Origin of the sequence: Lentzea sp. NPDC020367, assembly GCF_044387305.1 — a bacterium.
Lineage (GTDB): Bacteria > Actinomycetota > Actinomycetes > Mycobacteriales > Pseudonocardiaceae > Lentzea.
Map to the genome: position 1 here is coordinate 679,748 of NZ_JBIRVV010000002.1, position 23,131 is coordinate 702,878.

At 68.0% G+C, this 23,131-nt stretch carries 24 protein-coding genes; 15 read left to right on the plus strand and 9 right to left on the minus strand.

Annotated features, from left to right (window positions below):
- Nucleotides 1-22: 22 nt before the first annotated feature.
- A complete protein-coding gene (locus ACH413_RS10335; RefSeq protein ID WP_360030573.1) occupies nucleotides 23-511 on the plus strand; it encodes a DinB family protein in 489 nt (162 codons plus the stop codon).
- On the opposite strand, the gene ACH413_RS10340 is transcribed toward ACH413_RS10335, so the two are convergent.
- On the minus strand, nucleotides 512-757 hold the full coding sequence (locus ACH413_RS10340; protein WP_090069138.1) for a mycoredoxin: 246 nt from the start codon (nucleotides 755-757) through the stop codon (nucleotides 512-514).
- 327 nt (nucleotides 758-1,084) lie between these two features.
- Here ACH413_RS10340 and ACH413_RS10345 point away from each other — a divergent pair, with 327 nt between their 5' ends.
- The 3 genes from ACH413_RS10345 to ACH413_RS10355 all read left to right on the plus strand — a co-directional run bounded on the left by ACH413_RS10345 (nucleotide 1,085) and on the right by ACH413_RS10355 (nucleotide 3,690).
- On the plus strand, nucleotides 1,085-1,708 hold the full coding sequence (locus ACH413_RS10345) for a DUF4360 domain-containing protein (protein WP_360030575.1): 624 nt from the start codon (nucleotides 1,085-1,087) through the stop codon (nucleotides 1,706-1,708).
- A 93-nt stretch (nucleotides 1,709-1,801) separates the two neighbouring features.
- Nucleotides 1,802-2,413 (plus strand): DUF4360 domain-containing protein, encoded by a 612-nt coding sequence (locus ACH413_RS10350; protein ID WP_396424967.1) that lies wholly within the window; start codon nucleotides 1,802-1,804, stop codon nucleotides 2,411-2,413.
- A 95-nt stretch (nucleotides 2,414-2,508) separates the two neighbouring features.
- The gene (locus ACH413_RS10355) at nucleotides 2,509-3,690 is read left to right on the plus strand and encodes a hypothetical protein (protein WP_360030577.1); all 1,182 of its coding nucleotides are present in this window, start codon (nucleotides 2,509-2,511) and stop codon (nucleotides 3,688-3,690) included.
- Here the strand turns inward: ACH413_RS10355 and ilvA are convergent.
- On the minus strand, nucleotides 3,687-4,922 hold the full coding sequence (gene ilvA, locus ACH413_RS10360; RefSeq protein ID WP_360030579.1) for a threonine ammonia-lyase IlvA: 1,236 nt from the start codon (nucleotides 4,920-4,922) through the stop codon (nucleotides 3,687-3,689). The genes ACH413_RS10355 and ilvA overlap by 4 nt on opposite strands.
- Before the next feature lie 85 nt (nucleotides 4,923-5,007).
- Here ilvA and ACH413_RS10365 point away from each other — a divergent pair, with 85 nt between their 5' ends.
- From ACH413_RS10365 to ACH413_RS10375, 3 genes are all read left to right on the plus strand, one after another.
- Nucleotides 5,008-5,844 (plus strand): lytic polysaccharide monooxygenase, encoded by an 837-nt coding sequence (locus tag ACH413_RS10365; protein WP_360030581.1) that lies wholly within the window; start codon nucleotides 5,008-5,010, stop codon nucleotides 5,842-5,844.
- Between the two features lie 84 nt (nucleotides 5,845-5,928).
- Nucleotides 5,929-7,170: a ThuA domain-containing protein gene (locus tag ACH413_RS10370; protein ID WP_360030582.1), complete on the plus strand. Its 1,242-nt coding sequence runs from the start codon at nucleotides 5,929-5,931 to the stop codon at nucleotides 7,168-7,170.
- Nucleotides 7,171-7,226: 56 nt separating this feature from the next.
- A complete protein-coding gene (locus tag ACH413_RS10375; protein ID WP_360030584.1) occupies nucleotides 7,227-7,634 on the plus strand; it encodes a DUF3574 domain-containing protein in 408 nt (135 codons plus the stop codon).
- Between the two features lie 4 nt (nucleotides 7,635-7,638).
- Here ACH413_RS10375 and ACH413_RS10380 read toward each other — a convergent pair whose 3' ends face one another.
- A complete protein-coding gene (locus ACH413_RS10380; protein ID WP_360030586.1) occupies nucleotides 7,639-8,028 on the minus strand; it encodes a hypothetical protein in 390 nt (129 codons plus the stop codon).
- 200 nt (nucleotides 8,029-8,228) lie between these two features.
- Here ACH413_RS10380 and ACH413_RS10385 point away from each other — a divergent pair, with 200 nt between their 5' ends.
- Genes ACH413_RS10385 through ACH413_RS10405 form a run of 5 tightly spaced genes read left to right on the plus strand, consistent with a single transcriptional unit; the run spans nucleotide 8,229 to nucleotide 11,971 of the window.
- Nucleotides 8,229-8,666: a helix-turn-helix domain-containing protein gene (locus ACH413_RS10385; RefSeq protein WP_360030588.1), complete on the plus strand. Its 438-nt coding sequence runs from the start codon at nucleotides 8,229-8,231 to the stop codon at nucleotides 8,664-8,666.
- Between the two features lie 3 nt (nucleotides 8,667-8,669).
- Nucleotides 8,670-9,182 (plus strand): hypothetical protein, encoded by a 513-nt coding sequence (locus tag ACH413_RS10390; protein WP_360030590.1) that lies wholly within the window; start codon nucleotides 8,670-8,672, stop codon nucleotides 9,180-9,182.
- Nucleotides 9,183-10,292 carry an MAB_1171c family putative transporter gene (locus ACH413_RS10395; RefSeq protein WP_360030592.1) on the plus strand — a complete coding sequence of 370 codons (1,110 nt, stop codon included), beginning with the start codon at nucleotides 9,183-9,185 and terminating at the stop codon, nucleotides 10,290-10,292. It begins immediately after the preceding gene.
- Between the two features lie 15 nt (nucleotides 10,293-10,307).
- A complete protein-coding gene (locus ACH413_RS10400; RefSeq protein ID WP_360030594.1) occupies nucleotides 10,308-11,375 on the plus strand; it encodes an ATP-dependent DNA ligase in 1,068 nt (355 codons plus the stop codon).
- A complete protein-coding gene (locus tag ACH413_RS10405; protein WP_360030596.1) occupies nucleotides 11,372-11,971 on the plus strand; it encodes a YigZ family protein in 600 nt (199 codons plus the stop codon). The genes ACH413_RS10400 and ACH413_RS10405 overlap by 4 nt, the downstream gene beginning before the upstream one ends.
- Nucleotides 11,972-11,983: 12 nt before the next feature.
- Here the strand turns inward: ACH413_RS10405 and ACH413_RS10410 are convergent, their stop codons facing one another.
- Nucleotides 11,984-12,763, minus strand: a complete 780-nt coding sequence (locus ACH413_RS10410; RefSeq protein ID WP_360030598.1) for an alpha/beta hydrolase — start codon at nucleotides 12,761-12,763, stop codon at nucleotides 11,984-11,986.
- A 91-nt stretch (nucleotides 12,764-12,854) separates the two neighbouring features.
- Here ACH413_RS10410 and ACH413_RS10415 point away from each other — a divergent pair, with 91 nt between their 5' ends.
- Nucleotides 12,855-13,424, plus strand: coding sequence for a TetR/AcrR family transcriptional regulator (locus tag ACH413_RS10415; protein ID WP_360030600.1), 570 nt, complete (start codon nucleotides 12,855-12,857; stop codon nucleotides 13,422-13,424).
- Nucleotides 13,425-13,451: 27 nt separating this feature from the next.
- Here ACH413_RS10415 and ACH413_RS10420 read toward each other — a convergent pair whose 3' ends face one another.
- The 3 genes from ACH413_RS10420 to ACH413_RS10430 form a co-directional block, all read right to left on the minus strand.
- Nucleotides 13,452-16,055 carry an exo 1,3/1,4-beta-D-glucan glucohydrolase gene (locus ACH413_RS10420; RefSeq protein WP_360030602.1) on the minus strand — a complete coding sequence of 868 codons (2,604 nt, stop codon included), beginning with the start codon at nucleotides 16,053-16,055 and terminating at the stop codon, nucleotides 13,452-13,454.
- 106 nt (nucleotides 16,056-16,161) lie between these two features.
- Complete coding sequence (locus ACH413_RS10425) at nucleotides 16,162-16,728, minus strand: hypothetical protein (protein ID WP_360030604.1); 567 nt, start codon at nucleotides 16,726-16,728, stop codon at nucleotides 16,162-16,164.
- A gap of 92 nt (nucleotides 16,729-16,820) precedes the next feature.
- Nucleotides 16,821-18,467, minus strand: coding sequence for a glutamate--tRNA ligase family protein (locus ACH413_RS10430; RefSeq protein WP_360030606.1), 1,647 nt, complete (start codon nucleotides 18,465-18,467; stop codon nucleotides 16,821-16,823).
- A 100-nt stretch (nucleotides 18,468-18,567) separates the two neighbouring features.
- Between ACH413_RS10430 and ACH413_RS10435 the strand changes: the two genes are divergently transcribed.
- The gene (locus ACH413_RS10435; protein ID WP_360030608.1) at nucleotides 18,568-19,188 is read left to right on the plus strand and encodes an L-threonylcarbamoyladenylate synthase; all 621 of its coding nucleotides are present in this window, start codon (nucleotides 18,568-18,570) and stop codon (nucleotides 19,186-19,188) included.
- On the opposite strand, the gene ACH413_RS10440 is transcribed toward ACH413_RS10435, so the two are convergent.
- Complete coding sequence (locus ACH413_RS10440; RefSeq protein WP_360030610.1) at nucleotides 19,189-21,012, minus strand: S8 family serine peptidase; 1,824 nt, start codon at nucleotides 21,010-21,012, stop codon at nucleotides 19,189-19,191.
- 238 nt (nucleotides 21,013-21,250) lie between these two features.
- Between ACH413_RS10440 and ACH413_RS10445 the strand changes: the two genes are divergently transcribed.
- A complete protein-coding gene (locus ACH413_RS10445) occupies nucleotides 21,251-22,207 on the plus strand; it encodes a hypothetical protein (RefSeq protein ID WP_360030612.1) in 957 nt (318 codons plus the stop codon).
- 330 nt (nucleotides 22,208-22,537) lie between these two features.
- On the opposite strand, the gene ACH413_RS10450 is transcribed toward ACH413_RS10445, so the two are convergent.
- Nucleotides 22,538-23,119 (minus strand): NUDIX hydrolase, encoded by a 582-nt coding sequence (locus ACH413_RS10450; protein WP_360030614.1) that lies wholly within the window; start codon nucleotides 23,117-23,119, stop codon nucleotides 22,538-22,540.
- Nucleotides 23,120-23,131: the final 12 nt, after the last annotated feature.

Consider the following 23,131-nt stretch of genomic DNA (forward strand, 5'->3'; position numbering starts at 1 on the left):
GGTTCGGTCGTAGCTTCAATGAATGACCATGGAGCTCAACGACCTGTTGCACGAGCTGAACGATCAGCGCAGGACCTTCCGCGTCACAGTGCAGGGTCTCACCGCCGAAGAAGCGGTGAAGCGCACGACCGTCAGCGAGCTCACGCTGGGTGGGTTGCTCAAGCATCTCACCTGGTGTGAGCGCGGCTGGACCCACATCCTGACCGAACAGCCCGGCACTCCGCCCGGCATGCTCGACTGGGATCAGTACACCTGGACCGGCGACGACCTCGACGCGTTGCTGGAGTCCTACGACGAAGCGGTGCGCACGACCGATGAGGCCGTGCGCACCGCTTCGCTCGACAAGCTGGTGCCGCTGCCGTCCGCACCCTGGGACCAGAACCCGCAGCCGATGTCCATCAGGCGAATCGTGCTGCACCTGATCCGGGAGACCGCGCAGCACGCGGGCCACGCGGACATCATCCGGGAGACGCTCGACGGTCAGTCGACCACCGCGTTCCTCTACGAGTAGTTACGCGGCGAGCTGTTCCTTCACCTGCGCCAGCGACGGGTTCGTGAGCGCCGCGCCGTTCGGGAAGTGGACGGTCGGCACCGTGCGGTTGCCGCCGTTCACCTCCATCACGAAGTCGGCCGCGCCCGGCGTCTCCTCGATGTTGATCTCGACGTACTCGATGCCTTCGCGGTCGAGCGAGCTCTTCAGGATCCGGCAGTAGCCGCACCATGAGGTCGAGTAGACGGTCAGCTGGTCGGGAGCCATCAGGCGCACTCCTCGTCGAGGTTGGACTGTGTCGTCAGTGTCAACGCTCGGCCGGGAGCGCTTCTTCCCGGGGTGCCGCTGTGCCGCGCGCCACTCGGACGGCGCAGCCACCGGCGATCGTCAGACAATCGTCAGGTCAATTCCCTGCACGGTGAGTGAACATAGTTCGCGCACGGCCGAAGATTTCGGTCGTGCAATTCGTCGTGAATTCATCCTGGCATTGACGATCAATTCAGTCACCCATTCGGCGGCCCGTCACCACGCAGGGTTTCCGATATCGTCTGAATTCCGCCGCCGCTACCGCAGTCATGTTTGGAAAGGCTGACCATGCTGAAAACGGTGGCGGCTGCTGCCCTCGCGCTGTCCGCGGTCCTGACCGCGCCGGTCGCGAACGCAGCACCCGATGTTCCTGATTTCGTGACGATCGACGTCGTCACCGTGAACGGTTCCGGCTGTCCCGCCGGCACCGCCGCCGTCGCGGCCGCGGACGACCGCACGGCTTTCACGGTCACGTACAGCCAGTACCTGGCCCAGGCCGGACAGGGCTCAGGCCCCACCGACTTCCGGAAGAACTGCCAGCTCAACATCAGAGTGAGCTACCCGCAGGGCTTCACGTTCGGCATCGCCCAGGCCGACTACCGCGGATTCGCCAACCTGCAGCAGGGCGCCACGGGCACGGAGAAGGGGAACTACTACTTCCAGGGCATGTCGCAGACCGCGAGCCGCACCCACACGTTCACCGGCCCGAAGAGCGACAACTGGCAGGCCACCGACCGCGCGACGGTGTCGGAAATCATCTACGCGCCGTGCGGGGAAGTCCGCCACCTGAACATCAACACCGAACTGCGCGTGAACGCCGGAACCGCGTCGAAGTTGAACAGCTTCATGACGATGGATTCCACGGACAGCAGTGTGAGCACGAAGTACCAGTTCTCCTGGAAGCGTTGCTGATCCAGGCACCGATTGCCGCCGCCCGTTCATTTCGTTGAACCCCAGACGGAAAGGTGCCCCATGCTCACCACACTCGCCGCGGCCGCGCTCGCGATGTCGACGATCATCATTCCCCCCGGTGGCGCCCCCGGCGACACGCCCCCGCCGGAGAACATCACCATCGACGTCGTGACCATCAACGGTTCAGGCTGCCGGGCGGGAACGGCCGCCGTCGCCGTGAGCCCGGACAACAAGGCGTTCACCGTCACCTACAGCGAGTTCATGGCGCAGGTCGGCCCTCAGGCCCTGCCCACCGACTTCCGCAAGAACTGCCAGCTGAACCTGCGCGTCAACGTGCCGTCCGGCTTCACCTACGGCATCGCGTCCACCGACTACCGCGGCTTCGCGCACCTCGAACGCGGCGCCACGGCCCTGGAGAAGGCCAACTACTACTTCCAGGGCATGTCGCAGACCGAGTACAAGCAGCACAACTACAAGGGCCCGCTCAGCGACGACTGGCAGGCGACGGACACGACCGACGTGGCCGCCATCGTCTACCACCCCTGTGGCGAGAAGCGGAACTTCAACATCAACACGGAGCTGCGGGTCATGGCGGGCACGTCCGACCCGAAGAAGGTCACCAGCTTCATCGCGATGGACTCGACCGACGGGTCCATCGAGACGACCTACCACTTCGCCTGGAAGGTCTGTCCGCCCAAGCCGTAGTACCCGACCAGGTGCCGGGCATTCCGCGAACCGGGGTGCCCGGCACGCCCCTGTCCTGAGAGGATCGTCCCCTGCCGACGTCTGGGGGGACGAAGATGCACGCAGGAACGGAAGCGGAGCTCGGTCCGGAGTTCCGCGCGATGGTGAACGCGATCGCCGGCACGGCACCGCATACAGGCCGGACGCTGCTTCCGGCAGACCTGGAGAACTCCACCGCGCGACTGGATCTGGTGCGGCTGGCCGTGGTCGTGGCGCTGGAACGGGCGGGCGAACAGGTCGAGGTCCTTCCCACAGCTCCGCGCAGGGGATGGCTGGCCAGGCTCAAGAAAGCTGTTTCCCAGAAACGTCAGCCTGGACGCCCGGTGACCATCGCGGAGGACGGCGACGGGCTCGTGCGCGTCACGATCGGCGAGGAGCGGTTCGAGTTCCGGCCACCGTCCGAACAGGAGTGCCGGCGGTTGCTGGAGCCCGGGGCACGCGGCACCGTGCTGCGGTTCCCGGTCTTCCCCAGCCAGAAACCGTTCCTCCTCGCGCGTGGTCACCGGCCTGACGAGGTGGTGCTGTGGGAGCCTGACGCACCGATGACCAAGGTCCGGCTCCCCGGCCCCGTGCTCGCCGCAACCTACGTGTCCAGAACGGGCCTGCACGCGCTCATCGAGGTCGACGGCGAACTGTTCGTGCACTACGAGGACGACCACGACACGATCATGCGCAACCTGCGCGTTCCGATCGACTTCAGCGTGGCCGACGAGGCCGGGCGCGATCTGTCGCCGCTCTACCTCCACGCGGTGGAGTGCTGGGACTACCGCGTCTACTTCCGCCGCGCCGGACTGTGGTGGCGGTTCAGCTGGTCTCCCGGCCACGTGACACTCGAACCGTCGACCTCCAAGGTGCACCAGCCCGAGAGCTATCCCTTCCACACCGTTCTCGACGCCGCGGGCGTGTCGCTGTTCGCACCGAGCCGCAACACCGCCGCGCGACGCGACAGCGGCTGGGTGACGTGGGGGTTCGGGCGGGACGGCGAGATCATCTCCGTGCCACCGGCCGAGGAGGTCCTCGGGCTGACCGAGTTCGACGATCGACCGGCGCTGCTGACCCGCGAGGGCGCCGTCGTCCGGGCGCGGACGCTGGAGGACGTGCGCACGGTCGTCGAGTTCGACGGTCCCGTGCTCCGCCACCACGGACTGCCGTGGGTGGCGGTCCAGCGCTCGGCCTACCTGGTCGAGATCATCGACGTCGCGACCGGCGCCGTGCTGCACCGCGTGAGCACGGCCTAGATCAGGAAGCGGTACGCCGTCGACCCCGGCTCCACGTGCTGGATCTTGAGCGGGGACTCCTTCATCCGCCCCCACAGCAGGTCGTAGTCCTCGCGGCGACTCAGTTCGATGCACACCAGCGCGGCCCCGGTCTCCCGGTTGTCCCGCTTCATGTACTCGAACTGGACGATGTCGTCGTCCTTGCCGAGCACGTCGTCGAGGAACCGGCGCAGCGCGCCCGGCTCCTGCGGGAACTCGACCAGGAACCAGTGCTTCAAGCCGCGGTGGATCATGGACCGCTCGACGATCTCGGCGTAGCGCGAGACGTCGTTGTTGCCGCCCGAGAGCAGGCACACGACCGTGGAGTCCGGCGCGACGGAGATCTCCTCCAGCAGCGCGGCCGAGGCCAGCGCGCCCGCGGGCTCCGCGACGATGCCGTCGATCTGGTACAGCTCCAGCATCTCCGTGCAGACCGCGCCCTCGGACACGGTGAGGAGCTCGGCGCCGCTGTCGCGCACCATCGGGAACGTCACCTCACCGGCGCGGCGGACCGCGGCGCCGTCGACGAACGAGTCCACCTCGGGCAGCGTCACGGGGCCGCCTGCCTGGATCGCGGCGATCATGCTCGCGGCACCGGCCGGCTCCACGCCGATGATCCGGGTGCGCGGGAAGCGCTCCCTGAACCACGTGCCGACGCCGGAGAGCAGGCCACCGCCGCCGACGGGCACCACGATCACGTCGGGCGCGCCGCCGAGCTGCTGGACGATCTCCAGGCCGACGGTGCCCTGGCCCGCGACCGTGCGGCGGTCGTCGAAGGCCGGGACGAGGGTCGCGCCGGTCTGCTGCGCGTACTCCTTCGCCAGCGCGGCCGCGTCGTCGTAGGTGTCGCCGTCCACGACCAGCTGGACCATGCCCTGCCCGAGGGCGTGGATGCGGTCGCGTTTCTGGCGCGGCGTGGTCCGCGGGACGTGCACGCGGCCCTCGATGCCGAGGCGGCGGCAGGCGTACGCCATGCCCTGGCCGTGGTTGCCGGCCGACGCGCAGACCGCTCCACCGAACGCGAACTCGGTCTGGCAGAGCAGGTTGAAGGCGCCACGCAGCTTGTAGGAGCGGCCGACCTGAAGGTCCTCGCGCTTGAACCACACGCGCGCCCCGGTCCTCTCGGACAACCGCTGGTTGACCTCGAGCGGCGTCGTGCGTGCGACACCGCCGAGCCGGGCTGCGGCCGCGGACACCTCATCAGCGAAGGACATGTCAATACATCTTCCGTGAACGACTCGGGTCTGGCACGCGTACCCCTAGAAGGAAGGGGAGGTGCCTGTGTTTCGCCTTTTGGGCGTGCTATCGCTGCTCATGATGCTCTCCGTGGTTCCCGCGCACGCCCATGGCGCGCCCACTGACCCCGCGAGCAGGGCTTTCCTGTGTTCGCCAGGTCAGCCCACAGCATCATCCCCGCTCTGCCGCAGCGCCATCGCGGCGGGGTTGCCGTCCAAGGAGTGGGACAACATCCGGCTCCCGAACGTGCGCGGCCAGGACGAGGCCAAGGTTCCCGACGGCAAGCTGTGCAGCGCCGGGCTCGCGAAGTACGGCGGGCTGGACACGCCGTCCGCGGACTGGCCGGTGACGAAGCTGAAGAGCACGGGCTTCACGTACAAGGCGACGATCCCGCACCAGGGCTCGTTCCGGTTCTACGTGACCCGCGACGGCTACTCCCCCGCCGCGCCGCTGCGGTGGGCGGACCTCGACCAGTTCCTGAACGTGCCCTCTCCCCCGTTGGTCAACGGCTCCTACGAGTTCAAGGTGCAGCTGCCGAAGGACCGGACCGGGCGTCACCTCATCTACACGGTCTGGCAGAACACGGACACGCCCGACACCTACTACTCGTGCACGGACGTCGAGATCGCCGCGGCCGTGAAGCCCGCGCCACCGGCGGCCCAGCCCGCACCCGCACCCGCCGCCGCACCCCCGGTGCGGGCCACACCCCCGAGCTCCGCGGCGCCGTCCACCAAGCCGTCCGCGCCGAAGTCGAGCATCCCCCGGCCCGTTCCCGTTGCGTCGAGTGCCGAACAACCTCCTTCCAACGCAACGAGGTTCGGCATATCGGCCGTGGTGGCCGCGCTCGGAGGGCTCGCGGTACTCGGCGGGATCATGTTGTGGCGCAAAAGAATTCTGTGAACGTCCCGGTCCCCAACAGGTCTAGACCTTCTCTACGATGATCTTCGGGCGCGCAACCCCTGCTACACGAAGGTGTGTACCCGAATGGCTCGAAAACTGTTGGCGTTGCTGGCAATGCTCGCCGCCACCCTCGTCCCGGTTTCGCTCTCGGCAACGAGCACGGCACAAGCGGCCCCGTTCAAGGTCCTGGCTTTCTACAACGGAACCTGGGACGCGGCGCACATCGCGTTCGTGAACGAGGCGAACCCGTGGCTGACCCGCGCGGGGCAGGAGAACGGCTTCACCTACGAGTCGACCCGTGACTGGAACCGGCTCAACACCCTCACCCCGGCCCAGGCGCAGGTCGTGATCTTCCTCGACGACGCGCCCACCGGGGCGGCCGCGCGCACCGGCTTCCAGCGCTACATCGAGGCCGGTGGCGGGTTCTTCGGCTTCCACGTCAGCGCGTTCACCCAGAACGCGAGCGAATGGCCGTGGTACCACAACACGTTCCTGGCCAAGGGGAACTTCGTCAGCAACACCTGGGGCCCGACGACCGCGGTGCTGAAGGTCGAGACCCGCACGCACCCGTCGACCCTGCGGTTGCCGGAGAAGTTCACCTCCGCGGTCAGCGAGTGGTACAGCTGGGACAAGGACCTGCGCCAGAACCCGAACATCCAGATCCTGGCGAGCGTCGACCCGTCGAGCTTCCCGCTCGGCACCGACCCGAACCAGCAGTGGCGCAGCGGCTACTACCCGATCATGTGGACCAACAAGAACTACAAGATGATCTACGCGAACTTCGGCCACAACGCCATGGACTACGCGGCGAACAAGCCGCTGTCGTCCACGTTCGCGAGCGCCACCCAGAACAACTTCCTCATCGACAGCCTGCTGTGGCTGGGCGGTGGCGGCACCCCGCCGTCGCAGGGTGAGTGGAAGACGGTCGTCAACCGCGGCAACGGCAAGTGCGTCGACGCCGCGGCCGCCGGTCTCAACAACGGCACCGTCATCCAGCAGTACGCGTGCAACGGCACCACCGCGCAGAACTACCGCGTGGTGGCGACGACCGACGACTACTCGCGCGTGGAGTACCGCAACGACTCGACCAAGGCGCTGGACGTGAGCAACGTGTCCACCGCCGACAACGCGGGCATCCACCTCTGGACCTACGGTGGCGGCACCAACCAGCAGTGGCGGGTCACCACCGGCTCCGACGGCTACTCGACGCTGACGGCACGCCACTCCGGCAAGTGCCTGTCCGCGCCGGCCGGGTCCGCTGACGGCGTTCAGCTGATCCAGGCGACCTGCAACGGGTCGGCGGCGCAGAGCTTCAAGATCGGTTAGTTCCCAGAGTGCGAAACACGTTCAACCGGCCGGGTCCCGGCCGGTTGGATGTGCACATGACGACACGACGCGGAACCGTGGCCTGGCTCGTCGGGGCCCTCATGCTGGGTCTCACCTCGGCGAGCGCCGCCGGCACGGAGGCCGCCTCCCCCGGTGAGCAGTACAAGCGCACGGAGCTCTACTTCGGCGGCAACCTGCAGAACGGCACGCCCATCACCCCGGCGCAGTTCGAGACGTTCCTGGACCGGGAGGTGACCCCGGCCTTCCCCGACGGGCTGACGTGGTTGCAGGCGCACGGCCAGTGGAAGGGCGGCAAGGAGGACTCCTACGTCCTGATCCTGCTGTACCCGCTCTCCGACCGCGGCGCGAACCGCGAGATCGAGGAGATCCGCCGCGACTACAAGTCCCAGTTCGGCCAGGAGTCGGTGCTGCGCGCCGACAGCACGGACAAGGTGTCGTTCTGATCGGCTAGGACGACCGTGAGCGGTTCTGGTCGTCGAGGCGGCCGGAACCACTCACGACCACCCGTTCCCCTGGCAGCGGGTCCGTCGGGTGAGGTGCCCCGAGAAACCCGTACATGTCGTTGAGCTGGTGCAACGCCTGCACGGCGTCCCGCCACACCGGGCAGGGCCACGCGCGGTGCCGTCCGTACCAGGCGTGACACGACTTGCACCGGTGCCGCTCGTTCGGCTCGTGCATCCGCAGCAGGCCCCGCCACCAGGGCAGGGCAGCGCGAAGCTGCTCCCGCAGTTCGAACACCTCGTTGGGCGAGTCCGTCTGCGCGAGCTGGTTCATGGTCTTGTAGACGACGTCGATCACCGAGCGGTGAAACGACCCTTGTCGTTCAGCAAGCGCCATGTCCGGAGAACCTCCGCGAAGTGGCGATCGGGTGGGCTGACATGACTGTCCCGGACCGCGCGGACACCCTCCGCAGTTGAGGCAGACACGGGGGGAGTCTATGTTGGGTGTCGGAGGGCTTTCAACTGGTGAAAATCCCGTCACCCAGATAGCCCTTTCCATGGGTGGAGAAACTCACTGCGCGCGACGGGGGAGGCGGCATGGCGGTGCAACGGTCCCTGGCGGACAAGCTCAACCACCTCTTCGCCCGGCACACCGCCAGGTCAGGCCAGGAGTACAGCAACGAGCAGGTCGCGGCGGCCATCGCCGACACCGGCGTGACCATCTCCCAGAGCTACATCTGGCAGCTGCGCAAGGCCAAGAAGGACAACCCGACGTTCAAGCACTTGCAGGCACTGGCAGGCTTCTTCGGTGTGCCCGTGAGCTACTTCTTCGACGACGAGGTGACCGACCGCGTCGACGAGCAGCTGAAGTCGTTGCAGGACGAGCAGTCGCGCCTCAACGAGATCGCCTCGGGCAGCGACGCGCAGCTCATGGCGATGCGCGCGGGGGAACTGTCGCCGGACCGCCGCCGCCTGGTCATGGAACTGCTCGACGTCGTCTACCGACAGGAACAGGCCGAGCGCGGCGAAGGATGACTCGTGGCCGAACGAGATTTGCGCAAGCGGTGCCGCCGCCTGCTGAACGAGCTGGACATCCAGCCCCCGCTCGACGTCGGCGAGCTCTGCCGCCGGGTCGGTGACCAGCGCGGCAAGCCCATCCGGCTGATCGCGCACCCGATCCCGGTGCCCGGCCCGTACGGCGTGTGGATCGCCACCGCCAAGGCCGACTACATCCTGTACCAGCAGGAGACGTCGAAGGCGCACCAGAACCACATCATCCTGCACGAGCTCGGCCACCTGCTGGCCGGTCACACCAGCGACGAGCAGGACGACGACCTGCTCGCGGGCCTGTACCCCGACCTCGAACCGGACGCGGTGCGGCGCGCGTTGCGGCGCACGTCCTACGACTCGGCGCACGAACGCGAGGCCGAGACGGTCGCGACGATCATCCTGGAGTGGGCGTCGGTGCTGGACAAGGTGGCGCCGCGGGCGTCGGAGGGTCCCGCCCGCCGCATGTCGAAGTCGCTCGCGGACCGCCTGGGGTGGTTGTAGGTGGAGTACCTCAAGGAGACCCAGGGCATCGTCGCGTTCTCGGCGCTCGCGGTGGTGCTGTACCTGCTGGTGCGGCGCCCGCACGACCCGCGACTGCGTTCGGTGACGGGCCTGGTGGCCGGCTGGGCGATCGGCTACCCGTTCGGGCGGGCGGCGGCCGGCGGGCGGTGGTTCCTCGGCCTCGACCCGATGGTCTGCCAGCTGATCCAGCACTCGATGCTGCAGGTCGGCGTGTACGGCCTGATCTGCTTCTTCATCTTCTCGGCGCTGGACGACGAGAAAGCGCGCAAGCACGCTCTCCTGCAGCTGGTCCCGCTCGCCCTGTGCATCAGCTTCATGACGTGGGCGGTGCTCGCGATCCCGGACGACCTGCGGGTGGCGGCGGCCCGCGTGCCGAACTCGCTCGGCGGCGGCCCCACCGGCGTCCTCGCCATCACGGTGTTCTACGCGCTGGGCAACGGCTACCTGCTCTACGGCTTCGCGGCGATGTTCGTGTGGGCCCGCCGTTACGCCCGCGGCGCCGAACCCAGGCTGCGGCGCGGCCTGCGGATCACCTCGACGGGCCTCGCGCTGCTGGTGCCCGCGGACGCGATCTTCGTGTCGTCGAACGTCTCCCGCTACTTCGGTGAGCCGCTCCCCCGCTGGCTGCTGACGGTGGCCGTGTGGTTCCTGCTGCCCGGTGTGCTGCTGTGCGTGGTCGGCGTGATCTACCCGATCGCCGCGATGCGGTTCGCGGCGACTCGTCTGTGGCTGCGGCACTTGCGCGCGTACCACCGGCTCTCTCCACTGTGGACGTTGCTGAACCAGTCGTTCCCCGAGGACGCCCTGCACCGCGTGCCGTCCAGGCGCGACTCGTTGTCGTTGCGGGGCGTGCACCGGCGCTACTACCGGCGGGTGATCGAGTGCCGCGACGGGCTGGTGCGGATCAGCCCGTACGTCGCCGAGACGCCGGACGAGCTGCCGTTGTCCGAACGGCTGCGGGCCGGGCTGGAGACGCGCAGGTCGGGGGCGGTCACGATGCGGCGGCCGATCGCGCTCGCGATCCCGGAGGACGACGGCATGGACGCGGACGTGCGGGAGCTCGAAAAGCTCGCGGTGGCGTTGCGCTGAGCTTATGGTCCCCTGGTGGACCTGCCCGTGATGCCGCCGGTGAAGCCGATGCTCGCGAAGTCCGTTCCCGCGCTCCCACGCGGGGACGGACTCGCGTACGAGCCGAAGTGGGACGGCTTCCGCTGCATCGTGTTCCGCGACGGCGACGAGGTCGAGCTGGGGTCGCGCAACGACAAGCCGCTGACCCGGTACTTCCCCGAGGTCGTCGAGCTGCTGCGGGAGGCGCTGCCGCCGCGGTGCGTGGTGGACGGCGAGATCGTGCTGGTCACGCCGGACGGGCTGAGCTTCGACACGCTCCAGCTGCGGCTGCACCCGGCGGCGTCGCGCGTCCGCAAGCTGTCGGTGGAGACGCCGGCGAGCTTCGTGGCGTTCGACCTGCTGGCGTGCGGGGACTCCGATGTCACCGGACTGTCGCTGGCCGAGCGGCGCGCGATGCTGGAGGAGATCGTCACCGAGGTGCCCGGCGTCTACCTGACACCGTCCACAGCGGACCCGGACGTGGCGCAGGACTGGTTCACCCGGTTCGAGGGCGCGGGGTTCGACGGTGTGATGGTGAAGGCTCTGGACGGCGTCTACGAGCCGGACAAGCGCGTGATGTTCAAGGTGAAGCACGAACGGACCGCCGACTGCGTGGTCGCGGGCTACCGGTGGCACAAGGACGGCGAGACGGTCGGGTCGCTGGTGCTCGGGCTCTACCAGGACGGCGAGCTGCACAACGTCGGCGTGGCCAGCAGTTTCACCGCGGCGCGGCGGCGGGAGCTGGTCGAGGAGCTCAAGCCGTTGCTGGGTCCCGCCGAGCATCCGTGGAGCGCGTGGGCGACGTACGAGGGTCCTGGCATGAACAGCCGGTGGAACCCCGAGAAGCAGCTTCAGATCGTGCTGCTCGAACCGACGCGGGTCGCCGAGGTGCGGTACGAGCACGTGCAGGGTGGACGGTTCCGGCACACCGCGCGGTTGGTGCGGTTCCGCGAGGACAAGACGCCCGCGGAGTGCACGTACGAGCAGCTCGAAGAGGTGGCGCCGGCCGAGCTGGACGCCCTGTTCGGTGAGGCCGAACAACGCAGGCGGACAATCGAACCGTGAAGGTGATCAAGCGGGACGGCACGCACGAGATCGAGATCCAACGGTCGCGGTTCCTGTGCCACGTCGCCCGCGTCACCTCCGATGCCGCGGCTTCTGAGTTCTTCGCGCGCATCCGCAAGGAGCACTGGCAGGCCTCGCACAACTGCACGGCTTTTCGCACTGTGGACACCCAACGGTCCTCTGATGACGGCGAACCCGCGGGCACCGCCGGTGTGCCGATGCTGGAAGTGCTGACGCGCCGGGATCTCGTGGACACCGCTGTCGTCGTCACCCGCTACTACGGCGGGATCAAGCTCGGTGCCGGCGGCCTGGTCCGGGCGTACGGACGGGCCGTGTCGGAGGCCATCGACTCGTTGGGCACTCTCACCCGTGAACGGCACGAGAGCGTGCTTCTGGCCGTGGACCACGATCAGGCGGGGAAGCTGGAGAACGGGTTGCGCGCGGCCGGGTACCACGTCGCGGACACCGAATACGGTCATGACGTCACCTTCACCGTTCTCACGAAGGACCCGGACGACTTCGAGGTCTGGCTCGCCGCTCAGACCGGCGGTTCCGTGACCGCGATCAGGGGCGAGCCCGTGGACCTCGACAGTTAGAACTCGCCCAGATCAGAACTTCGCGGCCCAGTTCAGGGCGTAGTCGGCGACCTCTTCCCAGCCCTGCACGCCCAGGACGAAGTGCGGGCGGTTCGGGAACTCCTTGATCTCGGTGATCGCGGGGCCCTTGTAGCGGCGGGCGTTCTCGCGGTTCATCGACGCGGGCACGACGTTGTCACCCTCGCTCGCGATGAACAGCAGCGGCGCGCGGTTCGGGTTCTTCAGGTCGACCTTGGTCGCATTGTGGGTGGTGAAGTTCGCGGTCGCGGCCTGCCACAGCGGGCGTCCGGGCGCGGTGATGGCGAACTGCTGCCGCAGCGACTCGGCCTCGTCCTTCGGCAGGGTGTTGGTGAAGGCGAAGTGCCACTCCTCCGGCGACAGCTCGACGTTGCCCTTGACGTTCGCCGGGTTCTTGAGCACCGGGAACGCGGCCTTGAGCGCCGAGAACGGCAGGCCGAGCGTGCCCTTGGCGGGCGCCGAGTGGAACGCGACACCGGCCTTGCCCAGGCCCCGGTCCAGCAGCTTCTGCGTGATCAGGCCGCCGAACGAGTGGCCCATGATGATCGCGTCCTCCGCGTGGTGCTCGCGGATGAACTTCTCGACGTGGTCGGTGATCTCGACGACGCCCAGGCCGTTCGCGACCTCGGGGTGCGCCCGCATCTGCGCGACCTCGCCGTAGCCGGGCCAGGTCGGGGTGAGCACCTCGTGGCCGGCCGCCTCGAACCGCTCGGCGACGTTCTTCCAGCTGGCGGAGGTGAGCCACAGTCCGTGAACCAGCACGATCTTCGACATTTCCGTCTCCCTCGGTGGCGGAGAACGCTCGTTCTCCGGTGTGTTTGCTACAGTAGAGAACGAGCGTTCTCCACGGCAAGGGGTAGACAAGGTGACTGCGACCACATCAGGGGACACAGAGACCCGAGAGAGGGTTCTGCAGGCTGCTGACCGGCTGTTCTACGCGAAAAGCGCGCACGCGGTCGGCATGGACGAGCTGCGCGCTGAAGCCGGTGTCTCGTTGAAGAAGCTCTACAGCCTCTTCGACGGCAAGGAGGCGCTGGTCGAGGAGGTGCTGCGCCGGCGGGAGGAGGCCATCACCGCCGAGACCATGAAGTACGTGCTGCGCGCGTCGACGCCCGAGGAGCAGATCCTGGCGGTCTTCGACTGGATGGCGGACTCGTCCGGCACGACGGACTTCCGCGGGTGCGCGTTCATCAACTCCTACGCGGAGCTGGGGCCGTCCTCGGATCGTGTGACGGCGGTGGTGCGCCACCAGAAGACCGGCGTGCGGGGCGCGATCGCGGCGATGGTCGCGGCGACCGGGCGGCCGGAGTGGGTGGCGGACTCGATCTTCCTGCTGTTCGAGGGCGCGATGACGAACACGGCGATCACGGTGTCGTCGGAACCGGCCCGACAGGCGCGGAAAGCGGCGCGCTTCCTGCTGGACAAGACAGCCTGAAGCGCGCCGCGTTCTACCCGTTAGTGCTTACGTACAAGGCAAAGCGTCTGGATCGGCGCCCGCCTTGGGCACCCACCGGATGTTCGCGAACGAGGCCTGGAACGCGCCGTCGGTGTAGACGAGGAACGGCGTGTTGACGCTCTCCAGGTCCAGTCCCTTGTTGGAGAAGCAGGAGACCGGGATCTTGACGGTCGCCTTCTGTCCGATGGGGAGGTTGCGGAACGCCTGCGTGGCATCGATCTCCGCCATGCACGGGTACTGGCAGTGCGAGCTGATGACCGTGCGGTTGGCCGGGGCCTGGTGCACGATCACGTCGAACTGGATGGCCGCGTTGGCGTTGCCGTAGCCGCGGAGGTCGCTGACCGCCGCGCTCTGCAGGTACACCTGGCCGGGGCCGGTGCCGGTCCACGTCGTCTTGAGCGCGTCCTGCTGGACGTTGACGTCGGACTGCACGACGTTGAGCTCGGCGTGCGAGGCCTGGCCGTCGGGGCCGATCACGGTGCCGCCCCAGTTCTCGGCGGACCCGATCATCGACTGGTACGGCGCGATGTCCGTGCGGTTGAAGATCTCCAGGTCCTCGGTCGCCGTGCCACCGCCACCACCGGAGCACAGGACGCCGGGGCTGGTCTCGTCGAGCGTGCCGACGCGGCCGGTCTCCCAGTCGCGCAGGCCGTAGCCGAGCTTGAACAGCGGCTTCTTGGCGGGCTCACCGGGCAGCGCCGGGCAGGCCTCGCCGGGCCACGAGTAGGACAGCTTGCCGCTGAACCCGTTGTGCCGGCCCCTGATCAGCAGGTCGGCGATGCCGCCGCCCTCGGTGCCGGGCAGCCAGGCGGCCACGAACGCGTCGGAGCGGTTGATCTCCTTGTTCATGTACAGCGCGCGGCCGCCGACGTAGACGGTGATGACCGGCTTGCCCTTGCCGGACACCTTGTCCAGCACGGCGAGGTCCTGCGGCTGCAGGCGCGCGGACTCGAACGACCGCTTGCCGAGGTCGCCCACGCCCTCCGCGTACGGCGTCTCACCGATCACGGCGATGACGGCGTCGAACTGCGCCGGGTCGACGCCGTCCGCGGTCTCGGAGAACGTGACGTTGGCCGTGCCCAGGGTGTCCTGGATGCCCTTGAGGATGCTGGTGGCGTTCGGGAAGTCGGCGTTGGTGTTGCCGGTGCCCTGCCAGGACAGCGTCCAGCCACCGGTCTGGTTGCCGATGTTGTCGGCGGTCTTGCCGACGACGAGAACCTTGCTGCGCTTGGACAACGGCAGCACGCGCTTCTCGTTCTTCAGCAGCACGGCGGACTCGCGCACGGCCTCGCGGGCGAGTTCCTTGTGCTGCAACGCCTTCGCGTCACCGGCGTGCTCACGCAGCGACGGCTTCTTGGCCTCGAACACACCGGCGCGCAGCTTGACGCGCAGGATGCGGGTGACCGCGTCGTCGATCCGCGCGATCGGGATCTCACCGGCGTTGACCTGGGCGATCGTGTTGGTGATGAGCGCCTTCCAGTCGTTCGGCACCATGAGGATGTCCAGGCCGGCGTTGATCGCCGCCGCACAGCTGCCGTTCGTGCAGCCCGGAACCTGGCCGTGGCCGTTCCAGTCGCCGACGAGCAGGCCGTCGAAACCCATCTTCTCCTTGAGGATGCCGGTCTGCACGTACTTGGACCCGTGCACCTTGCCCTCGTTGATGACGTCGTTCGTCCAGCTGTTGAACGAGATCATCACGGTCTGGGCACCGGCGGCGAGAGCGCCGTAGTAGCCCTGGCCGTGCAGGTTGATCATGTCCTTCTCGGAGAAGGCGTTGACGCCCTGGTCCTTGCCGCCGGTCGTACCGCCGTCACCGAGGAAGTGCTTGGCGGTGGCGATCACGCCGTCGGAGCTGATGCGCTTCTTGGCGTTGTCCTGAAGGCCACGCACGGCTTCGTAACCGTAGGCGCGCGTGATGCGCGGGTCCTCGGAGAAGCCCTCGTACGTGCGGCCCCACCGGTCGTCCTGCACGACGGCGAGCGTCGGCGAGAACGCCCAGTCCTGGCCGGTCGCGCGGATCTGCTCGGCCGTGGCCTCGTTGATGTCGCGGATGAGGCACGGGTCCTGCGTCGCGCCGAGACCGATGTTGTGCGGGAAGACGGTCGCACCGAAGACGTTGTTGTTGCCGTGCACCGCGTCGATGCCCCAGATGGCGGGGATCTTGGTGCGCGACTGCTTCGAGGCCTCGAAGAACGTGTCGGCGAGCGCCAGCCACTCCTGCGGCGTGGCGTTCTTCTTGGCGCCGGGCCAGCTGCCACCACCGTTGAGGATGGAGCCGAACCCGTAGTTCGTGACGTCCGCTGCCGTGATCGCGTTGATCTCGGGCTGCGTCATCTGACCGACCTTCTCGGCCAGCGTCATGTCCTTGAGGATCGCCTTGATCCGAGCCTCGTCCTTGCGATCGCCGTCGAGCTGGCTCTCGACCTTCGGCCAGTCCTTGAGCGTCGGCAGGGACTTCTCGATGCGAGCACAACCGTGCTCCGTCTTCGGCTGCCCGATGACCGTCTGCTTCGGCGGCCAGTGCTGCGCGTCCTGCGCGCCGGCCGCCGAGGTCGCGCTGGCGGCGAGCGTCAGCCCCAGCACTGCGGCGAGAGTGCTTCTCCAATGCATGCCGCGATCCTCAACGGCGTGTTACGTCCACGTCAATGGGAACGCTCTCACGACTTTGTTCCGGAAACTTTCAGGACGAAGTTCCCATACCGGGCCGGGAGTTCGTTCAGAGGACGCGAAGGTCCCGCCGGGACGTGTTCCAGGCGACCCGATCGGCCGCCGCGGGAGCGGTGAAGGCCAGCACCGATTCGTCAAGCCGATGGAACTCCAGCCCGCCCGTTCCCGTCTCGTGCAGCTCGCCCGCCATCAACAACAACGGCCGTCCACCGACCACCAGGAGCACCTCGGCGAGCACGTCGTGCTCGGCGTACGCGGTCACCTCGTCTATCGATCCGACCGGCAACTCGCTCAACGCACGCCAGCGGGTGCAGTCACCGGGCTCGTCCCACAGACCCGAGTCCTGCAGCTTGGCCTCGAATCCCTCGTGCCGGTTGCGCCACAACCCGCTCACGGTTTCCTCGTCGAACGTGCAGATGCTGAACAGCCCGTCACCGAGCACCGCCTGCAGTCCCCACAGCTGCAGGCAGGGCACCTCCGGGTCGTGGAACTGGGGCCCGCTGCCCGGCACGTCCTCACGCAGCGCCCACTCCACACCGACCCACGACTCGACACGACGGCCACGCAACGCCGTGAACTCACGAGCGCACGCAGCCAGTTCACTCTCCCCCGTCATGCCAGCAGTATGTGGGCGGACACGACGGATCTCCGCCCGATCAAGCGAACGGCCCCCGATTCCCGTAGGAACCAGGGGCCGTCGAGCGCCTGTCAGCCGGCCAGCGCGCGCACCCGGCGCAGCACCTCGTCCGCACCCAGCGTGCGGGCCACGGCGTGCAGGTCCGGGCTCGCCTTCGACCCCGTCAGCGCCACGCGGATGAGCTGCGCGGCCTCGCGGATCGAGCCGGGGTACGCGTCCGGGTTCTTCTTGAGCTCCTTGGGGTTCGGCGCGAACCCGTGCTTCGCGGCGAGCTCGCGGATCTGGCCGAACCACTCCTGGCCGTCCTCGAGGTCCGCGTAGCCGTCGGCGAAGTCCGCGGCGAACGCGGAGATCAGCTCGGGCGACAGGCCCCCGAGGCGCTCGTCGGTCCGGTCGGACACCAGCGGGAACAACGACGGGAAGAAGAAGCCGTAGGCGGTGCGGAAGTCCGCCCACTTGCGGAGGTCCTTGCGCGGGTTCGCGACCTCCGGGCCGCGCTCGACCTTCAGAGCCGCCAGCGCCGCGTCACGCTCGGAGGCCAGCACCGTGACCAACTCGGGGTCGTAGGTGGCCGCCCACTCGGACACCAGCGAGATGATCTCCTCGCCGGAGAGGGTGGCCACGTGGTCGGCGCAGATGTCGTCGAGCTTCACCAGGTCGACCAACGGGCCCGCGACGCCGCACTCGGCCAGCGAGATCGGGGTCTGCAGGGCCTCGGCCAGCGGCAGCTCGGCCAGGCGGGCGTTGACCAGGCCGCGCAGGTAGTACTGGACGGCCGGGGCCGGGAAGCCCGCCTCGATGAAGAACTCGACGGACGCCTCGGGGTCCTTGCGCTTCGAGAGCTTGCGGCGGGAGCCGCCCTGCTGCTTCATCAGCGGCGCGATGTGGGCGTACTCGACGCGGTCGAAGCCCAGGGCGTCGAACAGCTGCAGGTGGGTCGGGACCGAGGAGATCCACTCCTCGCCGCGGATCACCAGGTTCACGCGCATCAGGTGGTCGTCGACGGCGTGCGCGAAGTGGTACGTGGGCAGGCGCGGCGACTGGTCGGACGCCTTGAGGATCACCACGTCGTTGCGGTTCGCGTCGTGCTCCAGCGGGCCCCGGATCGCGTCGACGAACGACGTCCGCTCCCCCGCCTTGCCCGGCGAACGGAAGCGCACGACGTACGGGCGACCGGCCTCCAGCGCCTCGGCGACGTCCTCGGCGGTCTTGTCGCGCCAGATCGCCCAGCGGCCGTAGTAGCCGGTCGGCAGCTTGGTGGCCTGCTGGCGGGCGGTGATGTCCGCGAGCTCTTCCTTCGTCGCGAAGCACAGGTACGCGTGACCGGAACGCACCAGCTCACGCACGTACGTCAGGTAGACCTGCTCGCGCTGCGACTGGTGGTACGGGCCGTACGCGCCCACGGCGTCGGCCTCGTCGGGCTCGATGCCGAAGTACTTGAACGCCTGGTTGAACTGCTCGACGGCGCCGGCGACCTCACGCGCCTGGTCGGTGTCCTCGACGCGCACGATGTACGAGCCACCGGAGTGGGACGCGAGGTCGCGGTCGATCATGCCGACGTACAGGCCGCCGATGTGCAGGAACCCGGTCGGTGACGGCCCCAGTCGGGTGACCTTCGCGCCTTCGCCCAGCCCGCGGGGCGGGTACTGCTCCTCCCAGTGGGCCGGCTCGGGCAGGTCCGAGGGGAACAGGGCGTCGACGACGGCACGGTCGAGCATCGCTAGGGGTCTCCAAACCAGGGAAAGAAGTAGCCCCAGGTTAGCAACGTGCGCGAGCCGAAATGCTGGCCCCTCGGTGATCGGCCTAAGCTCACCGGCCATGGCCAAGTACCTCGACGTCCACCCGGTCAACCCGCAGAAGCGCGCCATCGACCAGGCCGTGAAGATCCTGCGGGAGGACGGCCTGATCGCCTACCCGACCGACTCCTGCTACGCGCTGGGCTGCCGGCTGGGCAACAAGGACGGCATCGACCGCATCCGCGAGATCCGCAAGCTCGACGACAAGCACCACTTCACGCTGATGTGCGAGAACTTCGCCCAGCTCGGCCAGTTCGTGGTCGTGGACAACGCGGTGTTCCGCGCGATCAAGTCCTCCACGCCGGGCAACTACACGTTCATCCTGCCCGCGACGAAGGAGGTGCCGCGCCGCATGATGCACGCGAAGAAGAAGACGGTCGGCGCGCGCATCCCGGACCACGTCGTGACGCAGGCCCTGCTGGAGGCGATGGGCGAGCCGCTGCTCACCAGCACCCTGCTGCTGCCGGACGAGGCCGAGCCGCTGGTGCAGGGCTGGGAGATCAAGGAACGCCTCGACCACGTGGTGGACGCGGTGATCGACTCCGGGGAGTGCGGCACCACGCCCACCACGGTGGTGGACTTCTCGAGCGGCGAGGCCGAGATCATCCGCTACGGCGCGGGTGACGCGACCAGGTTCGAATAACTACGACACGACCAGCGCGTAGTCGGCGTCGGTCGCGGCCGTCTCGACGTGACCGTCCACGTTGACCGAGGTCGCGATCACCTCGACCGTCCAGTTGCCCACGGCGGGCGTCTGGACCAGGACGTTCTCCACGGTGTCGACGGTGTTCGCGACGCCGCCGGACGTGGACCAGTTGCCGGCCAGCAGGCCGTTGTTGCCCCAGTAGACGGTGCCGTCGGGGGCGGTGACCTTCAGCGTCAGGTCGTTGACGGTCGCCTTGGCCGCGGTCGGCGAACCGGCCGGGTCGGTGTAGGCCAGCGTCGCGCGCAGCGGCGTCTGGCCGTTGGACGCCACGGTGTACTTGCGCGACTGACCGGTGGCCAGCAGATCGGTCTCGTTCACCAGCACCGGCAGCTTCCAGCCGCCCGCCTTCGCGCGGTCGTAGAGGTTGCGGACCGACGCCGTGCCCCAGCCCTGGTGCGTGCGGGTCTGGTCGTGGGTGGTGCCGGAGAACGTGAACTGGTTGGCGGTGTTGATCAGCAGCGCCTTGGCGGTCGCCGCGTGCGGGCGGGACGTGAACACGTCACGGCCCTTGCCGGGCGCGCCGTCGAACACGCCGTCGGCCCACATCTGGAACAGCAGACCGGCGTTGCCGCAGGTGATCGGCGTCGCGCCGGACGTGCCGCCGAACGACGTCGTGTAGGCGGTGTCGCTGGTGGACGTCGTGGTGTCGATGCGGTCGTAGTAGTTCGAGATCTCCGGCTTGATGCGGCCGTCGGCGGCGGGGCCGATCGACGCTCCGCCGTTCCACTTGTCGTCCGCGCGGTCGAGGGTGTTGTAGTGGTACTGGCCGCCGACCGACAGCACGTTCTTCGCCCACGCCTGCGGACGCGAGCTTCTGGTGCCCGCGTTGCTCTGCGACTGGCAGATCAGCAGGTCGGTGTCGAACACGATCCGGTCCATCTGCTGCGAGATCGCCGTGTAGGACGTGGTGAGCGAGTCACCCCAGCTGTTGGACTGGAAGACCGCCCGGTACTGGCCTGCCGGGTCGACGAGCTGCTTGGTGTGCGCGTAGCGGTCGCCGGTGTTGTAGACGGCCGTGATGCCCTGGGCCTCCGGCAGCAGGCCGCGGTGCGCGGACGAGACGCCGGACGCGAAGATCTGCCCGTACGTCGAGGTGCCGTGCGAGGTGTTCGTGGTGTTGGCGGTGTGCTGCAACGCCGGCCGGGCGCGGAACTCCTGGTGCGTCAGGCGGAACCCGCCGTCCATCACCTCGCCGCGCACGCCCTGGCCCTTGTAGCCGCCGACGCTCTCGATGTAGTTGGCACCGGACGACTCGCGCGAGATCGCCATGTCGGTCTCCGGCGCGGACACCGGGTCGATCGCGATCACGGCCGGCAGCTTCGCGAGCTGCGCGGCCTGCCCGGCGTCCAAGGTGGCCATGATGTGCTCACGGCTCGCGGAGATGACGTTCACCTTGCCGCCCAAGGACTTCACCTTGGCGGCGACGGCTTTCTGGTCGCGCTCGTCCTGCTCGACGAGCGTGATCAGGTAGTCGGAAGCACCGCCCAGCGCCATGATCTGCGGCTGGGCCTGGAACGGGCGCACGTCGGCCACGTAGCTCAGCCGCGAGACGCGCGCGGTGCTCGTCATGCGGGCGAGGTAGGTGCCGTCCTGGACGAACGCGCCGAGCCGCACGCCGAGGCCCTGGAGCTGGTGGCGCTGGCCGTCGTTCAGGGTGGTGCGGAACTGCAGCAGGTAGGCGCTCTCAGCCGGTGCAGCAACGGCAGGAACGCCGCTGACCAGCGAGAACACGGCGGCGACGGACAATATTGTGCGCAGCACGAAGACAACCTCCATCGGCAGGGGTGGCGGCGACCGGAGGGAGTCACCGCCCGTGACCAGCACGTTACCGCTCAGGACCAGGTCAGGACATCAGTCGTTCGGCGGTGATCATCTAGCGGGACGATGTAGAAGAATCCGTTCGGCCGCCCGCATTCGTTCACCCGGATGGTGCATCCGGAGTAACGTCCGATCGGGTAAGCCCGACATGCCCGGCAAAGCATTTCCGCGCGGAGGACGGATGCCAGTCTCACCTGAGCAGCTGATGGAAGAACTGCGCACCCTGTGCCGTGGGCGCGGTGTGCAGACTCCCGGTATCGACTTGCACGTCGGACCGGCTCTTCGGCAGGTGTGCGGCATCGTCGAGACGGACGGCGCGGAAGCCGTGCGGACGAAACTGCGCGACTGGGTCCTGAACGCGACGCGCGGTTTCCCGGTCGAGGTCCGCAACGCCGTTCTGGCGCCGCTCGGACTGCACGACGACGCGCAGTTCCGGTTCCTCAACGAACGCATCGAGTGGCTCGCGAAGCAACAGGACCGCGGGGCGCGCACGGTGCGCAGACGGATGGACGCCGGACTGCAGCGCCTGGTGGAGGTGGCGCTGCAGCCGGCTCCTTCGACGACGCACGTGGCGCCGTCGGAACTGTGGCACGTCAAGGAGTTCGACGCGCTGCTGAAGCTGGACGGTCCGACGCCCGCGTGCACGGAGCGCCGGACCGTGGTGGCCGACACCGATGGTGTCAATGAGATCGCGTGGTCGATCACGATCCCCTCCCCCACGCCCGAAGGTGCTCCAGGTGACCTGGACGTGGAGGTGTTGCACGGGGTCGAGCTCATCGGCCACGAACGTCCGTCCCCGCGACGCTTCCTGATGAAGCTGCGGTTGCCCCGACCCCTCAACGCGGGACAAACACATCAGTTCGCGCTCGAAGTGCGCGTGCCGCGGGGACAATCGATGCGTCCGACCTACGTGTTCTGGCCGGAGCGGATGTGCGAGTCGTTCCGGTTGCGGGTGCGGTTCGACCGGGACGACCTGCCTGATGCGGTGTGGCGCGTCGAAGAGGCTCTGGCACGCGACACCGACGACCTGACGCCTTGGCCGCAGGCGCTGCCGCTGGACGAGATCGGGGAGATCGACGTGCAGTTCCCCCATCCCCGCCAGGGCCGCGGCTACGGCGTGCAGTGGACGCCACGCTAGAAGCCGTGCGGGTTCAGATCATGTCGATGCAGAAGTGCGGTTCCACGGCTGACACCTCCCTTTGATGGCCAGGGAGAACCGCAGTCCGAAACGAAGTCAGATCACCGTTGCGATGAAGACGCTTCCTGCCATGAATCCAAGGAAAAGGCAGACAGCGGCAACCTTCATGACGGTGGCGAGTGAGCAGATCATTCTCATCGAAGAATTCACCTTCTCATTCTGACTGGCTTTCGGGCTGTTGTTCTCGCCGATGCACCAAGAGTGGCTTTTCGCCAGTCGAATGAGAACGGGTTTCCTGTTTCCAGCGAAATGAGGAAACCCTGGGGAATGCTATTTCTGGGTCGTGCGGCGCAACGCCATCACGAGCAGCGCGTGCGAACTGCCGGCGTGCGGGAGCATGCCCTGCCGGACGAGGTCGAGCGCGTGGCAGAACGGCATCGTCCGCACGCGCAGGTCCGCCTCACCGGGCTCGAGCGCCGCCTCGCCCTGGGTGAGGTCGGTGGCGAGGAAGATGTGGTCGACGTGGTTGCTCAGGCTGTCCGCGCCGTGGATCTGGCCGAGCCGTTCCCACTTCGCCGCCCGCAGCCCGGTCTCCTCCGCGAGCTCACGACGTGCCGCGGCCAGCGGATCAGCGTCCGAGTCGTCGACGGCGCCGCCGGGCAGCCGCCACTCGGTGCCGCCGTGCGTGTAGATCCACTGCCGGGTCAGCACGACCTCGTCGTCGTCCTGGATCGCGAGGATCGTGACCGATCCCGGCGCCACGACGTGCGTGTAGGTGCCATGTCCGCCATCGGGTCTGACGACGCTGTCAGAGCGCACCTCGAACCACTGCGACCGGTGGACCACGTTGGTCGCCAAGCGCTGCCAGACCATCACCACACCAGCCGCCTCGTCGAGCCGCGTCATCACCATGACTCACATGGA

Excerpts from the sequence above, each read along its gene's own strand:
- ACH413_RS10435 (WP_360030608.1), top strand. The coding sequence starts at position 18,568 with ATGGCCAAGTACCTCGACGTCCACCCGGTCAACCCGCAGAAGCGCGCC.
- ACH413_RS10375 (WP_360030584.1), top strand. The coding sequence starts at position 7,227 with ATGACGACACGACGCGGAACCGTGGCCTGGCTCGTCGGGGCCCTCATG.
- ACH413_RS10445 (WP_360030612.1), top strand. The coding sequence starts at position 21,251 with ATGCCAGTCTCACCTGAGCAGCTGATGGAAGAACTGCGCACCCTGTGC.
- ACH413_RS10340 (WP_090069138.1), bottom strand. The coding sequence starts at position 757 with ATGGCTCCCGACCAGCTGACCGTCTACTCGACCTCATGGTGCGGCTAC.
- ACH413_RS10350 (WP_396424967.1), top strand. The coding sequence starts at position 1,802 with ATGTCGACGATCATCATTCCCCCCGGTGGCGCCCCCGGCGACACGCCC.
- ACH413_RS10450 (WP_360030614.1), bottom strand. The coding sequence starts at position 23,119 with ATGGTGATGACGCGGCTCGACGAGGCGGCTGGTGTGGTGATGGTCTGG.
- ACH413_RS10410 (WP_360030598.1), bottom strand. The coding sequence starts at position 12,763 with ATGTCGAAGATCGTGCTGGTTCACGGACTGTGGCTCACCTCCGCCAGC.
- ACH413_RS10385 (WP_360030588.1), top strand. The coding sequence starts at position 8,229 with ATGGCGGTGCAACGGTCCCTGGCGGACAAGCTCAACCACCTCTTCGCC.
- ilvA (WP_360030579.1), bottom strand. The coding sequence starts at position 4,922 with ATGTCCTTCGCTGATGAGGTGTCCGCGGCCGCAGCCCGGCTCGGCGGT.
- ACH413_RS10380 (WP_360030586.1), bottom strand. The coding sequence starts at position 8,028 with ATGGCGCTTGCTGAACGACAAGGGTCGTTTCACCGCTCGGTGATCGAC.
- ACH413_RS10355 (WP_360030577.1), top strand. The coding sequence starts at position 2,509 with ATGCACGCAGGAACGGAAGCGGAGCTCGGTCCGGAGTTCCGCGCGATG.
- ACH413_RS10335 (WP_360030573.1), top strand. The coding sequence starts at position 23 with ATGACCATGGAGCTCAACGACCTGTTGCACGAGCTGAACGATCAGCGC.
- ACH413_RS10420 (WP_360030602.1), bottom strand. The coding sequence starts at position 16,055 with ATGCATTGGAGAAGCACTCTCGCCGCAGTGCTGGGGCTGACGCTCGCC.
- ACH413_RS10425 (WP_360030604.1), bottom strand. The coding sequence starts at position 16,728 with ATGACGGGGGAGAGTGAACTGGCTGCGTGCGCTCGTGAGTTCACGGCG.
- ACH413_RS10430 (WP_360030606.1), bottom strand. The coding sequence starts at position 18,467 with ATGCTCGACCGTGCCGTCGTCGACGCCCTGTTCCCCTCGGACCTGCCC.
- ACH413_RS10370 (WP_360030582.1), top strand. The coding sequence starts at position 5,929 with ATGGCTCGAAAACTGTTGGCGTTGCTGGCAATGCTCGCCGCCACCCTC.
- ACH413_RS10345 (WP_360030575.1), top strand. The coding sequence starts at position 1,085 with ATGCTGAAAACGGTGGCGGCTGCTGCCCTCGCGCTGTCCGCGGTCCTG.